The 16,199-nt window shown below is 67.6% G+C and carries 14 protein-coding genes and 2 tRNA genes; 6 read left to right on the forward strand and 10 right to left on the reverse strand.

Features of this window, described 5'->3' with window-relative positions:
* Positions 1–97 precede the first annotated feature (97 nt).
* Positions 98–174, forward strand: a tRNA-Met gene (locus KEG38_RS01615).
* Between the two features lie 69 nt (positions 175–243).
* Positions 244–320, forward strand: a tRNA-Met gene (locus KEG38_RS01620).
* An 82-nt stretch (positions 321–402) separates the two neighbouring features.
* On the opposite strand, the gene KEG38_RS01625 is transcribed toward KEG38_RS01620, so the two are convergent.
* Genes KEG38_RS01625 through KEG38_RS01660 form a run of 8 tightly spaced genes read right to left on the reverse strand, consistent with a single transcriptional unit; the run spans position 403 to position 9,411 of the window.
* Positions 403–1,278 (reverse strand): S66 peptidase family protein, encoded by an 876-nt coding sequence (locus KEG38_RS01625; RefSeq protein WP_272417177.1) that lies wholly within the window; start codon positions 1,276–1,278, stop codon positions 403–405.
* Between the two features lie 13 nt (positions 1,279–1,291).
* Positions 1,292–1,741 carry a hypothetical protein gene (locus KEG38_RS01630; RefSeq protein ID WP_272417178.1) on the reverse strand — a complete coding sequence of 150 codons (450 nt, stop codon included), beginning with the start codon at positions 1,739–1,741 and terminating at the stop codon, positions 1,292–1,294.
* Entirely contained in the window at positions 1,738–2,130 is a 393-nt protein-coding gene (locus tag KEG38_RS01635; RefSeq protein WP_272417179.1) for a DUF4150 domain-containing protein, read from the reverse strand. Before KEG38_RS01635 ends, KEG38_RS01630 begins: the two co-directional genes overlap by 4 nt.
* Positions 2,131–2,166: 36 nt before the next feature.
* Positions 2,167–2,571, reverse strand: a complete 405-nt coding sequence (locus tag KEG38_RS01640) for a hypothetical protein (RefSeq protein WP_272417180.1) — start codon at positions 2,569–2,571, stop codon at positions 2,167–2,169.
* 19 nt (positions 2,572–2,590) lie between these two features.
* Positions 2,591–3,241, reverse strand: coding sequence for a DUF3540 domain-containing protein (locus KEG38_RS01645; RefSeq protein ID WP_272417181.1), 651 nt, complete (start codon positions 3,239–3,241; stop codon positions 2,591–2,593).
* A 23-nt stretch (positions 3,242–3,264) separates the two neighbouring features.
* Positions 3,265–4,314, reverse strand: coding sequence for a pentapeptide repeat-containing protein (locus tag KEG38_RS01650; protein WP_272417182.1), 1,050 nt, complete (start codon positions 4,312–4,314; stop codon positions 3,265–3,267).
* The gene (locus tag KEG38_RS01655; RefSeq protein ID WP_272417183.1) at positions 4,311–6,959 is read right to left on the reverse strand and encodes a DUF2169 domain-containing protein; all 2,649 of its coding nucleotides are present in this window, start codon (positions 6,957–6,959) and stop codon (positions 4,311–4,313) included. The genes KEG38_RS01650 and KEG38_RS01655 overlap by 4 nt, the downstream gene beginning before the upstream one ends.
* A gap of 28 nt (positions 6,960–6,987) precedes the next feature.
* The gene (locus KEG38_RS01660) at positions 6,988–9,411 is read right to left on the reverse strand and encodes a type VI secretion system Vgr family protein (RefSeq protein WP_272417184.1); all 2,424 of its coding nucleotides are present in this window, start codon (positions 9,409–9,411) and stop codon (positions 6,988–6,990) included.
* Positions 9,412–9,549: 138 nt separating this feature from the next.
* On the opposite strand from KEG38_RS01660, the gene KEG38_RS01665 reads away from it, so the two are divergent.
* From KEG38_RS01665 to KEG38_RS01675, 3 genes are all read left to right on the forward strand, one after another.
* Positions 9,550–10,872, forward strand: coding sequence for an amidohydrolase (locus tag KEG38_RS01665; protein ID WP_272417185.1), 1,323 nt, complete (start codon positions 9,550–9,552; stop codon positions 10,870–10,872).
* Positions 10,873–10,929: 57 nt separating this feature from the next.
* Positions 10,930–11,307: a hypothetical protein gene (locus KEG38_RS01670; protein WP_272417186.1), complete on the forward strand. Its 378-nt coding sequence runs from the start codon at positions 10,930–10,932 to the stop codon at positions 11,305–11,307.
* Between the two features lie 154 nt (positions 11,308–11,461).
* Entirely contained in the window at positions 11,462–13,087 is a 1,626-nt protein-coding gene (locus KEG38_RS01675; RefSeq protein WP_272417187.1) for an NHL repeat-containing protein, read from the forward strand.
* Between the two features lie 12 nt (positions 13,088–13,099).
* Here KEG38_RS01675 and KEG38_RS01680 read toward each other — a convergent pair whose 3' ends face one another.
* A complete protein-coding gene (locus KEG38_RS01680) occupies positions 13,100–14,638 on the reverse strand; it encodes an anthranilate synthase component I family protein (protein WP_272417188.1) in 1,539 nt (512 codons plus the stop codon).
* Positions 14,639–14,648: 10 nt separating this feature from the next.
* Between KEG38_RS01680 and KEG38_RS01685 the strand changes: the two genes are divergently transcribed.
* Positions 14,649–15,401 carry a thioredoxin family protein gene (locus KEG38_RS01685; RefSeq protein ID WP_272417189.1) on the forward strand — a complete coding sequence of 251 codons (753 nt, stop codon included), beginning with the start codon at positions 14,649–14,651 and terminating at the stop codon, positions 15,399–15,401.
* Positions 15,402–15,476: 75 nt separating this feature from the next.
* Here the strand turns inward: KEG38_RS01685 and KEG38_RS01690 are convergent, their stop codons facing one another.
* Positions 15,477–16,085 carry a response regulator gene (locus KEG38_RS01690; RefSeq protein ID WP_136930390.1) on the reverse strand — a complete coding sequence of 203 codons (609 nt, stop codon included), beginning with the start codon at positions 16,083–16,085 and terminating at the stop codon, positions 15,477–15,479.
* Positions 16,086–16,199 lie beyond the last annotated feature (114 nt).

The raw sequence follows: 16,199 nt of genomic DNA on the forward strand, positions 1-16,199 counted from the left end.
CGCGGGAAGCGTGATCGAACGGTCACGAGGGGCTTGACTCCTGCACGGACAGGAGTAGGTTCCGACCCGTCGTCGCCGCTTCGTTTGGCGAACATGACGCGCGGTGGAGCAGCCTGGTAGCTCGTCGGGCTCATAACCCGAAGGTCGTAGGTTCAAATCCTACCCGCGCAACCAGCGGAGCGTGGGGCCAGCCGTAGTCGCTGTCCTCCACGCTCGGTTGTTTTTGTAGAAGTGACAAATTGACGCGCGGTGGAGCAGCCTGGTAGCTCGTCGGGCTCATAACCCGAAGGTCGTAGGTTCAAATCCTGCCCGCGCAACCAAGTCCGCAAAGCGGAAAGCAAGGGGTCGACTCGAAATGGGTCGGCCCCTTTGCTTTTTGGCGCTCGGATGTTTCGTCGGTCCTCAGACCGATCGCGCTTGCGACAGCCCGCCCGGCCCGAGCGACCCTTCCTCGCCGATGCAGAACGCCAGATTGCGTTTGTCATGGCCGAGGGTCAGCCGCGACCATACGGGCAGCCCCAGCGGCTCGAGCGCCTCGCGCAGCACGTCCGTGAGCTCGTAGCGCGCGCCCTCCGGCGGGTCGCATTTCACGAAATCGCCGAGCGCGATCCCCACCGCTCCGTCGAGCGCCCCGCTCAGGCGCAGCTGCATGATCAGCCGATCGACCCGATAGGGCACCTCCGTCACCTCTTCCAGCACCACGATCGCCCCCCGCGCGTCGAGCGCCCATGGCGTGCCTGCCAGGCTCGAAAGCACGCACAGGTTTCCCCCGACGACCCGCCCGTGCACCTCTTCCTTCGGCCCTGCGAAGTGCTGCGCTGGAATGGCCGCGACCTCCTCGCCGGCCAGCATTGCCCGGATTCGCTCGCGTGTCGCGTCGTCCACCTTCGTCGCGATCGTCTCCAGCATCGGCCCGTGCACGAGTTTGCCCCCGCGTGACTTCACGAGCGCCGCGAACAGCGCCGTCGCGTCCGAGCATCCGAGCACCGGCCTCCCGTCGAGCCCTTCGCTCGGCAGGCTCGGCAGGCAATGCATGCACCCGTAGCCGCCTCGCGCGAGCCACACCGCGTCGATCCCCTCGGCCGAAAGCGCCCAGAGGAGATCCTGCGTCCGCACCTCGGCCGTGCCTGCGGTGAAATGGTGTTGCTTTTCCAGATTCGGCGCGAGAACGACCTCGTAGCCCCAGCTCTTGACGAGCCGTACGCCGGCCGCGACGCCGGCGAGCTGCGGGATCCCTGCGGGGGCGACGACGGCGATGGTGGCATTCCGTTTCAGCATGGCGGATCCGCTTTCAAACCGAATGGCACGCGAAGATGTGCTCGACGGCGTCGACCAGGATTTGCTCCACCTGTTCCGCCGTGATGTCCGAGGGCGACGCGAATCGCACGAGGTCGAGCGCCGGTGGCCGCACCACGAGATACGCGAGCACCTCGGGCGCCGGCCTGCGCGTGATGACCACGAAGGCGACACGATCGTGCGCGTCCTTCGTCGTATTCCCGCCGATCCCGAGCACGAGCTCGATACTCGGCGTCTCCGTCGCACCGTCGATAGCGACGACCGCCGTGTGCCCTGCGCCTCGCAGCTCGTCCGCGATGTCCTCGAATACGGGCCGGAGGACCTTCTCGCGCACCTCGACGAAGGCCTCGTCGAAGGCGCGACGGTCGAGCGCAGCCTTCTCGCGTTGCCGCGAGGCGTATCGACCCGTGATGGTCGCGAGGCGATTCTTGTTTTGCTCTTTCACGGGCCGAGCAAGAGGACCTTCACCTGGCTCGGCACGATCGAGACACCAGGGCAATTGGTGGAGTTCGTGAGCGTCATGCTCGTCATTCGTGTCGCCGGGATTCCGCCGGCGAGCACCCGGAATGCCGCCGTCAGGTGCCGCGACGGCCCCATGACGATCCCCGACGCGACGCCCAGCGCGACGCCGGGGTTATCGCCGTTCGTGAGCGGCACCGACGTCGCCATGTTGTGGGCCGGCGTGCCCATGAAGAGAATGTTGTACGCCGCGGGCACGCCCATCGGCTGCGCCGAGATGTTTGGATACGGAATGGGCACCGGCGCGGGCGTCGGCGTGAGGCATACGTCGGGGAAGCCGAGCGACATGCCCATCATCTGCGAATTCGCGAACATCGTCGTCCTCCTCCAGCGCCGCGCGGCGACGCGCCGTCATCGACCGTCTGCGTAAATTCGGGCCCACGACTCGCCCGGATACACCCTCGTCCTGTCGTCCGGATCGATCTTGATGCCCACGATTTGCCCAGGTTGCAGGCGCGAAAGCGAGATGAGATCGACCTCCCATTTCGCGCTCGCCGGGTACCTCTCGCCGGAGGGCGCCTCCACGTCGAGGTGCACCTGAATTGCCGCCGCGCCGCGGCCCGGCATGGCCACGATCGTCTGGCTCTTCACGACGGCGGCGCGCGCGCCGATTCCAAGCGCCATGCGCGCGCCGAGCTCCGCCCGCTGCTCCGCGCCCATCTCCGCGGCCTGGTGCTCCCCTCGGACGAGGCGATACACGACGATACCCGCGACGAGCAGGATGGTGATCGGGACGAGCGCGACGAGAACCAGCATGCGCGACTTCCTCGCCACTCTAACCGATGTGGACCTGCGAGCCGTCGATCTTGGCGAGCTCGCCGCCCGAGACGATCGTCGTCTTGGCCTTCACGTTCACGGCCGCGGTCGCCGAATATTCGAGGTAATGGGCGCGCACCTGCTCCGACTCCGTGATGAACCGGTACGCGTTTCCGAGCCGTTGCACCCAGCGATCCGCCACGCTTTCGAGCTCGCGTGACACCGTCTTCACGCGGTCGACCTGCGCCGCGATCTGCTCGCCCACGTAATGCAGCGCGCCCACCGCGAGAGACGCGTCCGACGCGGCGATGCGCACCGTGCCCGACGCGATAGCGGTTTCTCCCGGCGAAACGACGCGCACGCCCTCCCCGGCCGTCACCGTCACCGTGCCTTCGGGCGCGCTGAGCTCGAGGTCACCGTCTGCGACGAGCCGCGTCGGCGCCTCGGCGTCGCGGTCCAGGATCGCGAGCACGTGGCAACCCTCGTCGTGGAGCGCGACGAGCACGCGGTCGCCGAGCGCCGGCGCGACGAGGCAGCTCACCGCGCGCCGCGCCTCGTGCTCGCCGGACCCGCACCGCACGCGGAACGTGCGGCCGAGGAGCGCGACGATGGTGCCGACCTCCTGCGTCGCGAACGATTGGACCCGCTGCCTGGCCAAGTTGTCTCGCATCGTCGTCTCCTTTGATCAGCCTATCATGCCTTGGGCTTCCAGCGCTCGGCCGCGCGGAGCTCCTCGTCGTCGCCGAGCGCGAGCGCCCGGTTCGTGAACAATGCGCCGCGCTCCTCCGTTTGATGGAATCGGGCGCGGAAGAGCTGCGCCTTCGAGAAATCGGCCTCCTCCAGGCGGGCGTACGAGAAGTCGGCATACGTGAGCTCCGCGCCGCGGAAACTCGCCTGGGGGCACTTCGCGCTCTTGAAGATGGCCTGGAAGAGGTCGGCCTCGTGCAGATCCGTCGCCGCGAGCGTCGCTTCGAGGAAGATCGACTGCCGCAGGACGGCCTTGGCGAGGCTCGCGGCCGACAGGTCTGCCTGGACGAACAGCGCGCGCTCCGCGGTGGCGCCGTCGAGCTTCGCGCCCCTTAGGTTCGCGCCCTTGAAGATCGCCTGCGTCAGGTTCGCCCCGCGGAAATCGCAGCGCGAGACGTCCGCGTCCGTGAATTGCGTCAGGACGAGGCTCATCTTCGACAGGTCTTGCCCCTCCAGGTTCGAGCCGATGAGCAGCGCGTTCTCGAGCTTCGCGCCGCGCAAGATCGCCGTCCGAAGGTCGGCCTTGATGAGCCCCGTCTGCTTGAGCAGCGCGCCCTCGAAGACCGCGCGCGCGCCGACGAAATCGACGAGCGCAGAGCGATCGAGCGTCGCGTCGCGGAAGCTCGTCTCGTCGGCCCGTGGCTTGATGAGGGCCGCGATCGTCAGGTTTGCCCGATCGAGCCGCGCGCCGGACACGTCGACGTCGACGAGGCTCGCGCCCACGAGATTCGCGTCCACGAGGTTCGCGAGCAGGAAGGTGCACTTGCTGAACGTCGTGTGCCGCGCTTGCACGCCCGAGAGATCGGCGCTCGACAGATCACATTCGCTGAAGAGCGATTCGGAGAGCTTGGCGCCCGCGAGCTTGGCGCCGCGGAGGCTGACCTTCTCGAACACCGCGCCCGAAAGATCGCGGCCCGAAAGATCGATCCCGGCGAGATCCACTCCCGTGATCGGCTCGGCGTTCTCGACGTTCGCGAGGACCTCTTCGTTCGTCATGAGCCTTGCCTCGGCGTGAACAGCGTCTGCCGCACGTAGGAGCCCGCGAAGCTCGTGCGGTCGTCGCCCTTCGCGTTCATCAGCGTCGCGCGGAAGAGGTTTGTCTGTTCGAACTTCGCGCCGGGAAGCTTCGCGTGAAGGAGCAGCGCCTCCATGAGATTCGAGCCCGTGAAATCCGCGTCCGTGAGGTCCGCGCGGATGAAACGAGCGCCCCGAGCGCGCAGCCCGCGCAGGCGCGCGCCTTTCAGGTTCGACTCTCCGAAGTCCGCGTTTTCGCAGAGCGCGCCGTCGAAGATCGCCCCCTTGAAATCGACCTCGCGCAGGTTCGCGAGCCGGAGGTCGGCGCCCGTGAAATCTGCGCCGGGCAAGGACGTCGCCGAGACGAGCCGGAGGTTCTGCGCGGCGGCCTCCCGAAAGGAAGCGCGCTCGGCCGAGAGCTCCACGAAGCTCGTCGCGTCGAGGTTTGCCCGGCTGAAATCGATCCCGTCGCAGGAGCACTGGAAGAACGTCGCTTTGCCGAGCTTCGCCCGCTCGAACCGCGCGCCCTTGAGGTTTGCCTTGAAGAACAGCACCTCCGCCGCCTCGACGCCCGAGAGGTCGGCCCCTTCGAGCACGGCCTCCATCATGTCGGCGCCGCGGAGCGTGACGCCCGCGAGCTTCGCCGACGAGAGCCGCGCCTTGTAGAACACGGCCTTCTCCAGGTTCGCCCCGGAAAAACTCGTCCCCTCGGCGAGCACTTCGCCGAGGTTCGTCCCGACGAGCTTCGCGCCGGCGAACTTCACGTCCGCGAGCGTCGCCCGCGTGAGCACCGCGCCCGAGAGATCCGAGCCCGAAAGATCACAGCCCGAAAGATCGGCGCGTTCGAGCAGCGCCTCGCGCAGGTTCGCCCCGGCGAGCGAGAGCCCGTGTAGATCCGCGCCGGTCAGATCGCAGCCGACGAGCGGCTTCTTCGCGGCAATCGCGGCCTCCACCTCGGCGCGGAGCCGCGCCTGATCCTCCGGCGACCGATCGGGCGCCGGCGGGAAGTGGTGCGCGAAGCCGCGATACGCGAAAAGCTGCATCTCCTCGATCTTTTCGAGGCTCTTGCGGAAGGCCGGATCCTCGATCTTCGCTTCGAGCTCCTCCATCGGCGTGCCGCCGTTCCGCGCGATGTCGGCGAGGTCCCGGAGGCGCTGGATTTCGAGCTCCGCGCGGAACGCGGGCGGGCCGCCGCCCTCGCGCTTCGCCTTTTCGAGCAGCGCGTCGAAATCGACCCCCTGCTTTTCACATTGGGCCCGGGCCTCCGCCATTGCGTCTTTGCGCTTCGCCTCGGCCTCTTCCTGGACCCTCTTCGATTCGGCTTGGAGCTTCTCGACGTAATCGGGCAGGTCCTCGATCTTCGGCGGTTTCTCCGGCGGCGGGATCGCTTTCGGCAGCGCCGCGTCCGGGTCCTGCCCGGCGACGCGCATGGCGAGCCGCGCCTTTTCGAGCTCCCGCTCGGCCCGCGCGTGTCCTCGCTTCTGGAGCATGTCCTCGCGCTTCACGAGCTCGTCCATGTCGCTCACGACCTCGTCCGGGAGCGCGGGCGCGTCGGGGTCGGGCTCGGGCATGAGGTCCTTGTCGCGCAGGCCGTAGAGATGACCTTTTTCCTTGTCGAGCCGGTTGCGGAGCGCGGCCTCGTAATGGTCGAGCGACTTCGGCGCCTCGGGCTTTTCGATCGCCGCGACCAAGCTCGCCACGTCGGCGGCGTCGTCCTCGACGGTCTGGAGCACGCAGCGGTACAGCGCGACGCCACGCTCGAGGTTCGGGAACAGGAGCACCGTTTCGAGGCGCGTCGGCACCTCGAGGAGCGGAGAATCACTCTCGGCCCGCTTCATCGAGGCGAAGCACCGGACCCGCAGCCGGGGCACGCGCGTCGATTGGCGTGGCTTCGTCGGGTGCATGTTCTCGATCGTGATCTCCTCGCCGCCCTTGAAATACCCGACGAGCCTCTGATCCTCGGGCGCGGTCTGGAACATCTCCGGATCGATGTCGCTCGCGAGGCCAGGGAAGTCCGTCTCCAGCCATTTCGTGCCGTACGTGCCAGCTTTCTTCGCGCGCTGGGGCCAGGTGATGTCGATCGGCCCGAAGCAGGCCGGCGGGGGCCGGTCGTCCGGGTGCTTGAGCAGGCGTTTCGGGTCCTCGAGGTGCGGGAGCCAATGCACCTTGGCCCCGTTCTCCTCCACGGGGGCGGCGCCCATTCCGATCGGGTTCTGCGCGTAGCTGGCGCCTCCGAACGCCTTTTCGTACGTGACGGGCATCTCCGTGATCGGCTCGGGCGGCGTGGGCCCGCCGAGCGTCCATTTTCGCCGGCCCACGACGACGATCGATTTGTCGATGTCGCCCATGGAGAGGCGCGCCTGGAACGCGGTCCGCGGCTGCCCACCCGGCGCATGGGCCTTGCCGTGGACGAGGACCTCGCCGCGCGGCTTGGGCAAACCCTCGTCGAGCGCGGCGTCCTTGCCGATCTCCTTCACGACCTTCTGCCACATCGCGATTTCGGGCAGCGGCCGATCGGGCGCTTCGAACGGGAAATATACGAGCAGGCCAATGCTCAGGCGGTTTTCGCGCCGCACCATGAGCATGCGCTGCACGACCGAAAGACGGAGGGGTTTGATGACGCGCATGATGGGAGGAGAGGGCGGGACGCCGCTTTCACATGAGCGTATGCACGCCCGAGAGGCTGAAGCGTACGGCGCTCGTGCCCATCCACGTGGGCATGTTCTCGATGGCGGCGGCCACGCCATTGACGCGCGTGGCCTTCGCCGTCACCTCGGCGGCGGCGTTGATGCAGAGCGACGCGCCGAACTTGAATTCCATTGCGACCGCGGCCGTCACGGAGAACTTGTACGCCGCATTGAACTCGGCGAACCCGCCGACCGTGGTCGAGACCTTGCCGCCGATGAAGTTCTCGTTGGCGATGCCGATCTTCGTGTCGCTCGTGATGCCCATCGTGAGCGAGATGCCCGAGCTCGAGTTGAACTTGATCCAGTCACCGGCCGTGTACTGATACCACTTCTGCGCGCCCTTCACGCTGATGTCGCCCTCGGACGTGATGTCGATGCCGCTCTTGGCATTGATCGTCATCTTTCCGGTTTTCGCATCGATCGTGATGTCGCCGCTCGCAGACTCGATCTTGATGTTGCCCTTGCTCAGGATGTCGGTCTTGCCGTTCTGCGTGTCGATCTTGGTGTTGTTCGCGGTGACCGTGACCGTGTAATCGCCCTTCGTGGTCGTGGTCATCGAGTTTTCCGGCACCTTCGTCGTCCAGGGCCCCTTCTTCACGGTGAGTGTATAGCTGCCCGTGTTCGCCTCGATCCCGATGCTATCGTGCGCCGCGATCCCGATGCAGCCGGCCTTGGGCCCGCCGTAGAACGTCCCCACGCCGAGCGACATGCCGCCCTTGATGTACGACTTCCAGTCGTTCGCGACCGTGACCGTCCAGGTCCCGCCGTTGTTCTCGCCCACCTTCTGGTCATAGTTCTTGCCGGCGTGCAGGAGCGTATTGTCGTCGGTGCGCACGATGAGCTCGTGGTCCTCGTTCGGTGAGCCCATGCGCACGTAGGAGTTCGAGTACGGCGTCGAGAGCGTGACCCGCTGCTGGCCGTTCTTGTCCTCGAGCTCGAGGCGATTGCGCCCGCCCGTCTGGATCACGTTTTTCGTGTGGTTGCCGCTCGTGACCGGGCTCGGCGTGAGCGCGTTCGGCACGACGCCCGAAATCACGGGCCGGTCCGGATCGCCGCCGAGGAAGCTGAAGACGACCTCGGTGCCCTTGCGCAGCGGGAAATGGAAGCCCTCGATGCCGCCGCCGTGCGGCTGCATCATGCGCACGAACGTGCTCGCCTTGCCGTCCTTCAGGTTCGTCTCGTCGAACTTGAACTTGACCGAGTACCGGCCATGGTCGTCGATCTGCGCGTACTCGCTGTCGGCCGGCCCGTCCACGGTGCCATTCTCGTAGCCGTAGATCCGCGGCCATTGCGTGCGCGACTCCGGCCGGAACTGCGTGCCCTCCGGGGTCGCCTCGACCTCGACGAAATACACCTCGTCGTGGTCCAGATCGAGAAGCTGCTTGAACGCCGACGCACCCGCGGCCTGGTTGCCGTGGTGGCGCACCTCGACCGCGAGGTAACGGGCATTGAGCGCCGCGCGCGGGTGCTCCTCGATCTCGAAGACGTGCCCGGCGCGCAGGTGCGAGCGCGTGCCGCGCGCCTGGTAGACGACCTCGCGCGCGAGCATCTCCTCGGCCCGGAGCTTGGCCAATCGCTCGCCCGCGGCGGCCGAGAAGAACCGCTCGCCGTAGAGGCTCACCTCGCCCGCGCCGTTCGACGAGACCTGCGCCGATCCGGTGATGGTGAGGTTTGGCCGGGCGTAATCGTAATCCTTGAGCTTGACCATCGACGGCAGCGTGCGGTGGCGGCTCGTGAACGCGCGGAACGAGGCCCCCGCGCTCCGATCCTGCCCGGTCTGCGGGTAATACCGCACGGGTTTGCCGAGGATGTCCTCCTCGTACGAGGAGCCGTCGCTGATGATGAGCTTCTCGCCCTCCTCGCCGTGGATGAAGTAATAATAGATGCCTTCGCGCTCCATCCAGCGCGAGATGAAATCGAGGTCGCTCTCCCGGTACTGGCAGATGTGCTCCTCCGTCTCGTAGGAGCCGAGGCGGAGCTCGTAATCGTCGCCGGAGAGGCTGTTTTCCTCGAGGATCGACTCGATCACCTCGGGCAGCTTCTTTTTCGTGAAGATGCGGCTGTGCTTCGAGAGCCCGAGCAGCCATAGCCGCGGGACGAGCACCGCGCGGACGAGCGATCGGCCCTCGACCGCGTGCAGGAGCTCGACGCTCGCCAGGATCCCGGCGAACACGAATGGAGGGAGGTTATCGTCCGCCCGGTCGATCACGAGCTGCGCCTTCGCGCCGATCGCGTCGCCGAGATCCAGCCCGTCGCCCTCTTCCCCTTCGAGCGACAGGAAAATCTCGAACTCGTACGTCCGGGAGATCGCCTCGACGCCGCGGAATGCGATCACGCGCGTCGTGTCCGGCAGCACGCTCGACGAAATGGTGATGAGGTCGGTCAAAGCCATGGCCCAGCTCTCCCGGGGATGACCCCCAAAGTCCTCGAAGCGCCGTCGAGACTAGCATCGTCCCTCGCGCTTTGGGATCACGAATGTTCGTTGTAGGATGCGCCACGGCGCTAGCGCCCGGAGCCCGGAGGAAGAGCCGTGAAGACGCTGATCAAGGACGTGGACATCGTGACCCTCGACGAAAAAGGCACGGTGATCCGGGGCGGCGCCCTCGCCATCGACGGCGCACATATCGTGGCCGTCGGAGAGGCGCCCGTCGAATTCGTGCCCGACACGACGATCGACGGCACGAACCACGTCGCCGTCCCTGGATTTTTTAACGCCCACTGCCACGCGTCGATGTCGCTCGTGCGCGGCTACGCGGAGGACCTGCCGCTCGATCGCTGGTTCAACGAGCGCGTCTGGGTCGCCGAATCCGCGCTCGGCCCCGAGGAAGTGCGCGCCGGCGCGCTCTTGGCCGCGTGCGAGATGATCCGCTCGGGCACGGTCGCCTTCAATGATCACTACTTCTACATGGACCACGTCGCCGAGGTCGTGGAAGCGTCGGGGATGCGCGCCTCGCTCACGTGGTGCCAGTTCGGGCTCGGCGCGGACAAGGAGGTCGGCGCGGATCTCGAAGGCGCGCTCGCGTTCGCGGAGCGATGGAACGGCAAAGCGGACGGGCGTATCCGCGCGATGCTCGGGCCGCATTCGCCCTACGTCTGTCCACCCGCGTTCCTGCGCGAGATCGCGGCGCTCGCGAAGGAGAAGGGCCTCGGCCTGCACATTCACATCGCCGAGAGCGAAGAGCAGGTGAGCCGCTCGCTCGCCGCGCACGGCGTGACGCCCGCGCGGCTGCTCGAAGAGACGGGCGTACTCGACGTACCGACGATCGCGGCGCACGCGCTCTACCTGAGCGACGACGACGTGGCGATCCTCGCGCGGCACGGGACGACCGTGGCGTATTGCCCGATCACGTACATGAAGCTCGCGATGGGCCCGGGCGACGTGCCGCGGCTGCTCCGCGCGGGCGTCAACGTCGCGCTCGGGACCGACGGGCCAGCGTCGAACAACGACATGGACATGAAGGAAGCCGTCCGCTTCCTGCCGCTGCTCCAGAAGCTTGCGCGCCGCGACGCCGAGGTGATCGCCGGCGACGCCTCGCTCCGCATCGCCACGCAGGCCGGCGCACGCGCGATGGGTTTTTCCAAGGCGGGCGTGCTCGAAGCCGGGCGGCCGGCCGATCTCGTGCTCTTCGATTTCGACAAACCCCACCTCGTGCCGCGTCACGACCTCGTCGCGAACCTCGTGCACGCCGCGAAGGGCAGCGACGTGAGCCACGTGTTCGTCGCGGGAAACCTCCTCTACGCGAACGGGACGATCCTGACGCTCGACGAGGAGAAGATCCGCGCCGAGGCCGAGCGCGCGGCATTTCGCATGGTCTCCCGCGATTTGACCGTCCTCCGCGAATACCAGTCCTAGCCGCGCGGACCGGGAGCGGAATCACGCGTCGCGCGCCTCTTGCATCGGCCCGTCTTCATGAATGAACTGAAGACGAGGCCTGCGGGCGTCACCGTGGTGGCCGTGCTGATGGCGCTCAGCGGCGTGCTCACCGTGCTCTCCAGCGTCCCAGCCGTCACGGGCGCGGAGCTGCCGCCCTGGGCGATCGCGCTCGACGTGGCCGTCGGAATTGCCATGTTCGCCGTCGCGTGGGGCCTCATCACGCTGCGCGCCTGGGCGTGGGTGGTGACGCTCGGAATCCAGGCCGTGAACGGCCTCTTTGCAATCGTGTCGGTCGCGGCGGCGCCGGCCGCCTGGCCGGCGTGGATCGCCATCGTGATAGCGGCCGTGGTCGTCTTTTATCTGACGCGCCCGAACGTGCGCTTGGCCTTCGGCGTGGGCGCGCCCCGCATCTGATTTCATCTCCGGCATTTCCAAAAGATACTGCCGACCGGCCTCGACCGGTGTAGGCTCGGCTCTTCTGCGAATCGGCTATCGACGGAATTGTCGATGGCGTACCCGCAGGGAGGTCCGAATGCGCTTCCATTTCACCGCTTCCATTCCTGTTCTCATGCTCGTCACTGCTTGGGGCTTCGCCGGTTGCGGCGCGGAGCCCGGCGATCCTAGCCCGCAGACGAATTCCCTGGTCCCGGGCCCGCCGCCCGCGGTCCTCGGGCCGCCTGGGGACGAGGTCTGCGACGGCCTCGACAACGATTACGACGGCGAGGTCGACGAGGACGATCCGTCGTACGGCCTCGCCTGTGACACCGGCCAGCCCGGCATTTGCGCCGCCGGCACGCTCACCTGCGGCTACTACGCCGAGCTCGAATGCGTGCCCGATCAGGCGCCGCAGCCCGAGGATTGCAACACCCCCGAGGACGAGGATTGCGACGGCTTCGGCGGCTGCCCCGGCGGCACGCACGTCTGGAGCCGCGGGCTCCTCGGCGCAGGAGGGCAGAACTACAGTGCCGTGGCGACCGACGCCTCGAACAACATCTTCGTCGCCCTCGGCGCGAGCGGCAGCGTCGATTTCGGCAGCGGCCCGATCCCCATCACGGGCGGGATGGCCGTGGTCAAATATGACGCGTCCGGCTCTCACGCCTGGATGAAGCCCCTCTGCCCGAACGTCGGCGGCGCCAGTGGCGGAGGCGTCTACTCCCTCGCGACAGACGCGGCGGGCAACGTGTTCGCCGCCGGCATCTTCAGCGGCACCTGTGATTTCGGCACCGGACCCATGACGGTCACGGGACTCGGCTCCTTCGTCGTGAAGCTCGACCCCGCCGGCAATACGTTATGGGCGCGACCCTTCACGGGGGGCTCGCACGGCGGCAGCGTCGCCGTGGACGCGACGGGCAACGTCTATTACGCGAGCCACAGCGAGCTGCCCTTCGACTTCGGCGCGGGCGCGCTCACCGGCGCCGATAGTGACGTCGTCCTCGGGAAGTTCGACGCGGCGGGCAACCTCGTCTGGGGCAAACGGTACGTCGCGACGAAATCGCAAATGCTCCCGGTGATCGACGTCGATGCCTCGGGCAATGTCATCCTCGGCTTCGTTTACAGTAGCTCCGCCGACGTGGGCACGGGCGCGTTCCCTGGCTCGGGCGCTGAGATCCTCCTCGCGGAGATCGACCCTTCGGGGAGCACGGTATGGGCGAAGAGCCTCGGCGGCCCGTACGACCAGACGTTGTCCTCGCTCCGCGTCGATCCGAGCGGCGACCTCCTCCTCGGCGGCCACTTCGTTTACCGCGCGAACTTCGGCGGGCCGACGCTCAACGGCATCGACAATTCCGACGGGTTCGTCGTCAAGCTCGGCCCGACGGGCAACCACGTCTGGACCAAGCGCCTCGGTGGCCCGAATCATCAGGAGCAGGTGCAGCTCGACGTGGACGCCGCCGGCAACATCAGCGTCGCCGGCAGCTACCAGGGCAGCGTCGATCTCGGCCTCGGCTACGTCCCCGGCTCCTCCACGACGACGTACGACGTCTTCGCCGCGAAGCTCGATCCTTCGGGCGCGACGCTCTCGGCCGGGCATTTCGGCGACAGCGGCGAGCAGCGGCTCGGCGGCCTCGCCGTCGACACCGCCGGGAACACCATCCTCGCGGGCGTGCTCTACGGCGGCTCGATCGACTTCGGCGGCGGGCCGCTGAGCGCGTACCTCACTAGCGGCGACGCTTTCCTCGCCAAGCTCTCGCCCTGATCGAGAGAGCCCTCAGTTCATCGCGCCCGGCTCGCCCGAGCCCCCTCCACCGTCCTCGTTCGCCTTGGCTGCTGCCTCCGCTGCGGCGGCCTCGGCCTTCTTCCGCTCCGCCTCCTCACGCCGCTTCTGCAGCGCCGCGGCCTCCGCCTCGCGCCGCTCGACCGCGTCCTGGGCGCTCCGGATCGCCGCCAGCGCCGCGCGCGCCTTGATGCGCGTCTCCTCGGCCTCGCGCAGCGGATCGCTGTCCGCCACGATCCCTGCGCCCGCCGTCACCTCGAAGTCTGCCCCGCGCGCGATCACCGTGCGGATCGGGATGGCGAAATCGACCGTTCCATCCGGCAGCACGTACCCGATCGCGCCGCCGTACACGCCGCGCGGACCTGGTTCGAGCTGGCGGATGATCTGCATCGCCCGCACCTTCGGCGCGCCCGAGAGCGTCCCCGCGGGCATCGCCGAGCGCACCGCGTCGATCGGCGACTTGTCCTCCGCGAGCGCCCCTTCCACCTCGCTCACGAGGTGCATCACGTGCGAGAAACGCTGCACGCGCATCTCGCTCGTCACGGACACCGACCCTGGCGCGGACACGCGCCCCACGTCGTTGCGCGCCAGATCGACGAGCATCACGTGCTCGGCGCGCTCCTTCGGATCGGCCACGAGCTCGCGTTCGAGCGCCTCGTCCTCCTCCTGCGTCGCCCCGCGCTTGCGCGTCCCCGCGATCGGCCGGAGCGTCACCTTTCCGCCGGACACACGCACCATCGTCTCGGGCGACGCACCCGCGATCGCCATCCCCTCGGCGAACGGCGTCTCCGCGAAGTCCAGGAAGAACAGGTAAGGCGAGGGCGAGAGCACGCGCAGCGCGCGGTACACGTCGAACGCGTCCGCGTTCCGCATCGGCGCGCGGAACGTTCGAGCCAAAACGATCTGCAGGCAATCGCCCGCCTCGATGTACTGCTTCGCCTTCGCGACCTTCGCCGCGTACGTGTCGTCGTCGATGTTCGGCTCGGTGAACAGCGCCTCCAGCGTCGGATCCGGCGACGGCAGCGGATCGAGCTCCGGCCCGTGCGTCATCTCCCAGGCGCACCGATCGATCGCGCCCTTCGAGCGCCCTGCGATCGTGAGCGTCTGCTGGAGGTTGTCGAACACGACCACCGTGCAGTCGCGCATGAGCCTTCCGCTCATGCCCTCGTTCGGCCACGGCTTGATGCCGTTCGCCACGTTGGCCGCGTCGTAGACGAGGAAGCCGACGAGCGCTTGCGAGAAGCGCGCGGCGAGGCCCTCGGCGTTCTCGAGCTCGGAGGCGTCACTGGCGAGCAGCTCGAGCGCGTTTGCGCCCGGCGGGTAGGCGTGCTCGGTGCGCGCGCGGTAGCCGAGGATCGAGTAACGCCCCCAGCGCTCTCCAGGCAGCACGGATTCGAGCAGGAACGACGAGCGACCGACGGATTGCGCCCGGAGCGCGTTGTATGCGCGGACAGGCGTGACGTGATCGGCGGCGAGGGTCCGGGTCAGGATCTGGCTCTGGCTCACGCGCGAGAGCGTACACCGAGCGAGCATGCCTTGCCCCGTGGATTCAGGCCTGCGCGCGCGCCTTGCTCTCGTGCGACCGGGGCGGCATCGTGTGCGCCTCGCGATGCGCATTTCGGTGAAGCACCTGTTCACGCTGTCTGCGTTCGTCCTGCTCACGGCGTGCGGCGGCGCGCGCTCCTATCCGAAGGATGCGCGCACCGTGATCGTCTCGCTCGACAAGCTCGATTGCAGCGACTGCGGCGACGGGATCGCCCGGGACTTGCGCGAGCGCCCGGGCGTCTACGACGCTCGCTTCGATCGCCGCAAGGCCGAGGTGCAAGTCGTGGCTGCGCCGAACGTCGACGTGTTCACGGCGGTCCGCACGCTTGCCGCCGAGGACGGGTTCGAGGCGATCCTCGGTGCGGGCAAGGGCCGCTACCTCGAACATGTACCGTTCCCCGAAGGCGCGGACGTGCGCATGGTCGTGGAGGACGGAAGCGACGTACCGGACCTCGCGCCGCATCTCGCGTCGGGCAAGGTCACGGTCGTCGACTTCTCTGCGGAGTGGTGCGGCCCGTGCCGCCAGGTGGACGAGCACATGGCGAAGGTGCTCGGCGCGCGCACGGACGTGGCGTACCGGCGCCTCGACGTGGGGGACTGGGACACGCCGCTCGCGAAGCGCTACCTCGCGAACGTGCCCCAACTCCCGTACGTCGTCGTGTACGACAAGCGCGGCGTTGCGATCGACCGCATCGCCGGCGTGGACCTAGCGCGGCTCGACCGCGCGATCATCAAAGGTTCCTCGCCCTAGCCTCTTCTCCTCGGAGAACGCGGCTTTTCGCCCCCTCTCCCGCCAGGGAGAGGGGGTTGGGGGTGAGGGAGTCTGTCAGTACTGCCCGAAGAGGTCCTGGATGCGGGACTCCAGGGCGACCGCGATCTTGTAGAGCGACGAGATCGACGCGCTCGACTCGGCGCGCTCGATCTGCGAGAGCAGCGACACGCTGAGCCCTGTGCGGCGAGCCATCTGCTTCAGCGTCAGGTCCTTCTCCTTGCGGAGGTTTCGGATCGTGTCGCCGATGACGCGGTGCAGCTGCTCTTCGGGTGTGCGCGCCAGGCCCTTCTTGCGCATCACGCGGGCGAGCACCTCGCGGAACTCGTCCACGTTGAAGGGCTTCTTGATGTAGTCGACGGCGTCGAGCTTCATCGATTGCACGGCGCTCTCCAGGTTCGGGAAGCCCGTGAAGATGACGACCGCGATGTCGGTGTCGACCTTGCGGATGCGCTTGAGCACCTCGATGCCGTCGAGCTTGGGCATCATCAGATCGAGGATGATGAGGTGATACCCGCCTGTGCGGACCTCCTCCTCCACGGCTGATGGATCGACCAGGGTCTTCACCTGGTATCCATCCCGTTCGAGCAGCGTCTGCATGTAGTCGCAGATGGCTCGGTCATCGTCCACGATCAGGATGCGAACTGCCGGAAGCTCGATTGCCACCTTGTCCTCCTATTCGCGGCCACATCGACTGGGGGTTTGGGGGGGGGGGGGGGGGGGGGGGGGGGCGGCCGCCCCCACGGCACAGGAGGGAGGGGGGGAGCACAGAGAGGGGGG

Origin of the sequence: Polyangium jinanense (assembly GCF_028435265.1) — a bacterium.
Classification (GTDB): Bacteria; Myxococcota_A; Polyangia; order Polyangiales; family Polyangiaceae; genus Polyangium; species Polyangium jinanense.